Source organism: uncultured Mucilaginibacter sp. (genome assembly GCF_903913935.1).
Classification (GTDB): Bacteria; Bacteroidota; Bacteroidia; order Sphingobacteriales; family Sphingobacteriaceae; genus Mucilaginibacter.
Map to the genome: position 1 here is coordinate 1 of NZ_CAIWNH010000491.1, position 4,925 is coordinate 4,925.

5 protein-coding genes and 1 pseudogene are annotated in these 4,925 nt (G+C 42.3%); all 6 read right to left on the minus strand.

The window, feature by feature from the left end; translation table 11 throughout:
- A pseudogene (locus QZY09_RS19915) lies at nt 1-128 on the minus strand (biopolymer transporter ExbD); the annotation flags it as partial.
- Between the two features lie 4 nt (nt 129-132).
- The gene (locus tag QZY09_RS19920) at nt 133-750 is read right to left on the minus strand and encodes a biopolymer transporter ExbD (protein ID WP_295675277.1); all 618 of its coding nucleotides are present in this window, start codon (nt 748-750) and stop codon (nt 133-135) included.
- A gap of 110 nt (nt 751-860) precedes the next feature.
- On the minus strand, nt 861-1,694 hold the full coding sequence (locus QZY09_RS19925; protein WP_295675279.1) for a MotA/TolQ/ExbB proton channel family protein: 834 nt from the start codon (nt 1,692-1,694) through the stop codon (nt 861-863).
- 273 nt (nt 1,695-1,967) lie between these two features.
- Nucleotides 1,968-3,572, minus strand: coding sequence for a phosphoenolpyruvate carboxykinase (ATP) (pckA, locus tag QZY09_RS19930; protein WP_295675281.1), 1,605 nt, complete (start codon nt 3,570-3,572; stop codon nt 1,968-1,970).
- A 273-nt stretch (nt 3,573-3,845) separates the two neighbouring features.
- Entirely contained in the window at nt 3,846-4,181 is a 336-nt protein-coding gene (locus QZY09_RS19935) for a translation initiation factor (protein WP_295675283.1), read from the minus strand.
- 109 nt (nt 4,182-4,290) lie between these two features.
- Nucleotides 4,291-4,925, minus strand: a 635-nt coding sequence (locus QZY09_RS19940) for a diacylglycerol kinase family lipid kinase (RefSeq protein WP_295675287.1), incomplete at its 5' end; no start/stop codon positions are given.

The window sequence follows — 4,925 nt, forward strand, 5'->3', positions numbered from 1 at the left end:
ATAAAAAAGGTGATCAAAAGGAACGCAAGGTCTACCATCGCCGTTAAATCGACGCGTGTTGATGCCTTTTTACTCCTGACCTTCCCGCCTTTATGTTTGCCCCCGCCGGAGGTGTCTAATTCTGCCATCTTTTTATTTTTTAGGGGCTGTTGCCAGCGTGGTGATTAAATCAAACTTAAAGAGTTTTTGTTTCTCTAATACGCTGATAACGGTGTTTATCATCGGATACTTCTCAGCCTTATCAGCCTTGATGGATACCTGCAGATCCTTGTCGTGCAAAGCTTTTTCAGCCTGCCTTGAGGTATAAATCCAATTAAATAATTCGTTGTTATTAGTGGTGTCAACGGGGATCCCTGTTTGAGGGAAGTTTTTAACCTGTGTTGGCTCTGTATCCAGGAAGGATTTGAGCTGTTTCATTGGCACACCAAATATCGGTACTAATGAAAAGCGCTGGGTTTCTTCGGCAGTAAATGTTACCCCGTATTTTTCGCCCATGGCTTTCAACGCACCGGCACGAACGTCCTGCTCTGTAACAGAGAAAAACGCCTTGTCAACTCCAACCGCTATGGTAATCATGTTTGCATCCTTTAAAGGCAGCATATATGATGAAGGAGGTACTTCAGCATGCGAAGGGTCGTCTATTTTGGGTTTTGCTGTTAATATAAAAAAGGTAAGCAACAGGAAAGCCACATCGCACATGGCAGTCATGTCAATGGCTGTGCTTTTCCTTGCAACTTTTACTCTAGGCATAATTGTTAATTTTTAAATATATAATGTATAAGTGAATTATACTACCCCCGGTTAACTGCAGCCAGTGCAGCGGCAATTAACCAGGGTGAAAACTAAGCAATAGCGGGCCTTTACTTATTTTTGTGCGATGCAGCAAATGTTTGAACAATGCTGAAACCGGTTTCATCGATAGCGTAAGTCAGCTTGTCAATTTTTGAAGTGAACACGTTATACATGATGATAGAGATCGCTGATGTACTGATACCTAATGCAGTGTTGATCAACGCTTCAGAGATAGAAGTTGACAATTCAGTTGTATTTGGAGCACCTGATGAAGCTAAAGTTTTAAACGCCTTGATCATACCCACAACCGTTCCTAACAGACCGGTTAATGTACCGATAGATACCAGGGTAGCAATAACTGTAAGGTTTTGCTCAAGCATAGGCATTTCCAGTGAAGTAGCTTCTTCGATATCTTTTTGGATAGCCAAAGTTTTCTGGTCAACATCAAGTCCTGGTTCAAGTTCCATTTCCTTGTATTTCTTCAAGCCTGATTTGATTACGTTGGCTACTGAACCTTTTTGTTTGTCGCATTCTGCATTAGCAGCATCAATGTTGCCTGCATTCAGGAAGCTTTGTATTTTACGTACAAATGCATCAACATTGCTTGTTCCTGATGCTTTGCCGATAACAACAAAACGTTCGATAGAGAATGTAATTACAATTAACAGGTACGACATGATCAGCGGTACGATAGTTCCCCCTCTGTGTACGGTACCATAATAATCTGTAGGCTCTGCTGAAGTGTCACCTCCTGCAAAATGGCTCGGATCTCCCAGTATAAAGATGTATATTAAAATTGCAACAGCTATACAAATTGGAATAGTAAGCGTTGCAAACAAGCCTGAAGCACTTGCGCTTTCTTTTTTAACAGGAGTAGTTGGTTTTGTTGGTGCGTTTGCCATTACTTTAGTTTTTAGTTTTAGTTTTTAGTTTATGAATATAAGTTTGTTAAATGCGCATATATTAAGCGAATAACAAAAATAGAATTTTAATGAATTAAAAAAACTATTTAAATTATTCTTTATTGTTTTTTAATAAAAACTTTATACGGTTAGTATACAGGGTGGATACTTAACGTAACAGAATTTATAATTCGTATTTTGTCAATACAATTTTTTACAATAAAACCTATTTTTTTTAATAATAGCAAGTAATAACCTATAAAAATTATGTTACTAAAATTGCACGGCCACATTCGGTCCCGCTTCTGAGACGGCTAAATTGCTTAAACTGGCGTATTGTTCAAAATTCTTGTTAAAGGCAATCGCTAAATAATGTGCCTTTTCATCATAATTTTCCGTGTTTGACCATGTATTTTTCGGGTCGAGCAACTGATCGGGCACATTCGGACAACTGAGCGGCATCCTCAGGTTGAATACAGGGTGTTCGGTATATTGCACATTGCAAAGTTCGCCGTTGAGGGCGGCGGTAATCATGGCGCGGGTGTATTTAAGTTTGATTCGTTTGCCAGTTCCGTAGGGGCCGCCTGACCAGCCGGTGTTTACAAGCCACACATTTACATGGTGATCTTTTATTTTCTGGCCAAGCAGGTTTGCGTAGATTACCGGGTTTAGAGGAAGGAAAGCCTCACCAAAACAGGCAGAGAAAGTAACTTTTGGTTCGGTGATCCCTGTTTCGGTACCGGCAACCTTTGCGGTGTACCCCGAAATAAAGTGGTACATGGCCTGCTCGGGGCTAAGTTTTGATATCGGCGGCAAAACCCCGAACGCGTCGGCAGTTAAAAAGAAGATGTTTTTGGGAGATGCCCCTATAGAAGGTGTTACCGCGTTATTGATATAATTCAACGGATAAGCCACCCGGGTATTCTCCGTTTTATCGATATTAGAAAAGTTCACTATCCGGGTGCCCTTTATAAAATTGATATTTTCAAGCAGGGCGCCAAATTGGATCGCTTTAAATATCTGCGGCTCTTTTTCAGCGGTAAGGTCGGCGCATTTTGCATAGCAGCCACCTTCAAAGTTAAAGATGGTATAATCGCTCCAGCCATGTTCATCATCGCCTATCAGGCTGCGTTCAGGGTCGGCGGACAGGGTGGTTTTGCCGGTACCTGATAAACCGAAAAATATCGCCGTATCGCCTTTTGCGCCAGTATTGGCAGCGCAGTGCATCGAAAGTACCTTCTTTTGTAGCGGGAGAATAAAGTTCAGCACCGAAAATATCCCTTTTTTGATCTCGCCGGTATAACCTGTCCCGCCGATGAGGATGATCTTCCGGCTAAAATTGATGATCGAGAAATTATGCTGGCGGGTACCGTCTTCTTCGGGGTTGGCGATAAAGCCTGGCGCCGCAATTATCGTCCATTCCGGTGGTAAAGGCGCATTAATTACCTCTGGGCGAATGAATAAATGGTGCGAAAAGAGGTTTTGATAGGCTGTTTCCGTAATCACCCGTATATCAATATGATACTTTTCGTTTGCGCAAGCGCAGGAATCGCGTACAAATACATCCCGTTGTGATAGGTAGTCGCAAACTTTTTGCAGCAGGGCGTCAAATTTATCGCTGTCAAACTTAAAGTTCACTTTGCCCCACCATACGGTGTCGCGCGTCAGTTCATCTTCAACAATAAAACGGTCTTTAGGTGAGCGGCCGGTAAATTCGCCGGTGTCGATGGCAAGGGCCCCGTTTTCGGTTAAAACGCCTTCGTTTCTTTTTAAGGCCTCTTCAATAAGTTCGGCGGGAGTTAACTGGTAATAGATGTGCTTTGCCTGGTCGAGCCCGAAGCAGCTCAAATCAGGTACATGGGTAGTACGGTTTCTCATTAAACAGATAAATTGGTCGCTGCAAAATTACCGGTTTTAAACTCTAAGAAACAAGTAAAATAGGATATTTTTTTACATAATGTATGTTTTACACACTATATAAGTAGTTGATATATTGTTATTTATATGTTTAGTTCAATACACTAAGGTTAGAGATTGATGTAGTCCGAAAGTCCGAAAAGTCAGTAAAGTCCTAAAACAGAAACAATCCGAATAGCCAGAGAGATTTTATGATTTTTTTAACTAATCTCTAACCTCTTATTAACTAATCAACTATCCCCCCGCTTTCTTCGCCTTATAGCCATCCGCAATCAGAATAGCTAAAACCTTTTCCCTGAAATCGCCCTGCACCAATATCTCGCCATCTTTGGCCGAGCCGCCGGCCCCGCACTTGGATTTTAATTTTTTGCCGAGGGTTTCCAGGTCGTCATCGGTACCAATAAACCCGGTTACGCGGGTAACCAGTTTACCGCCGCCCTTGCGGTCGAGGAATATTTTAAGGTTTTGCTGCTGTGGTGGCAGGGTAGTGGCCGTTTGCCCGCCGTCTTCCTGGTACTGGAAACCTGGGTCGGTTGAGTAAACCACCCCTGTGAAATTCTTTTTTGACATTTTTCTAAGTCGTTAGCCCTAAGTCGAAAGTCCAGAGTCGGGTTTTCGAAAGATAGAGACAAAGATATATAAAAAGATAAATCTGACTTTAGGCTTTAGATTCCGGACTTCAGACCTTTTTATAATCAACACCCGTAATCACCTTTAAAGATGAGGGTACAATTTCAATGGTAATTTCCGCGCCTTCTGTCTGGGGCTCTCCGTCAAGATGAACGGGGCCTGGGGCAATACGTGTAATATGGATCCGTTTTCCCCGGATGATCTCAACAAACTTCGTCTTATCGGCGGTTTTGTTCATCATCCGCAGACCCATTTCAGGAAGCCGCCAGATTGAAAATTGATCGATCATACAAATATCCAGTAACCCATCCTGAACGGAGGCACATGGGGATATGTGAGCGTCATTACCGTATTGCGATGAATTTGCAAAACTCAGCATAAACGATTTCCGATCATAGTTTCTGCCGTCGATATCGATTTTATATAATTCCGGTTTGTATTTATTGAACTCTTCAAACGAAGACTTGATGTAAGTGATAAACCCCCGTTTTTTGTTGTGTGAAAATACTTCGGCAATGTGCGCATCAAAACCCATACCTGCCATATTAAAAAAAGGCTTTCCGTTCAGGGTTGCTGAATCAATTACTTCCACATGTCCGGTGTTTAGTGTTTGAATGGCTTTTACAGCGTCCATCGGGATTTGCAGGAACCGGGATAAACCGTTCCCCGACCCGAACGGCACGA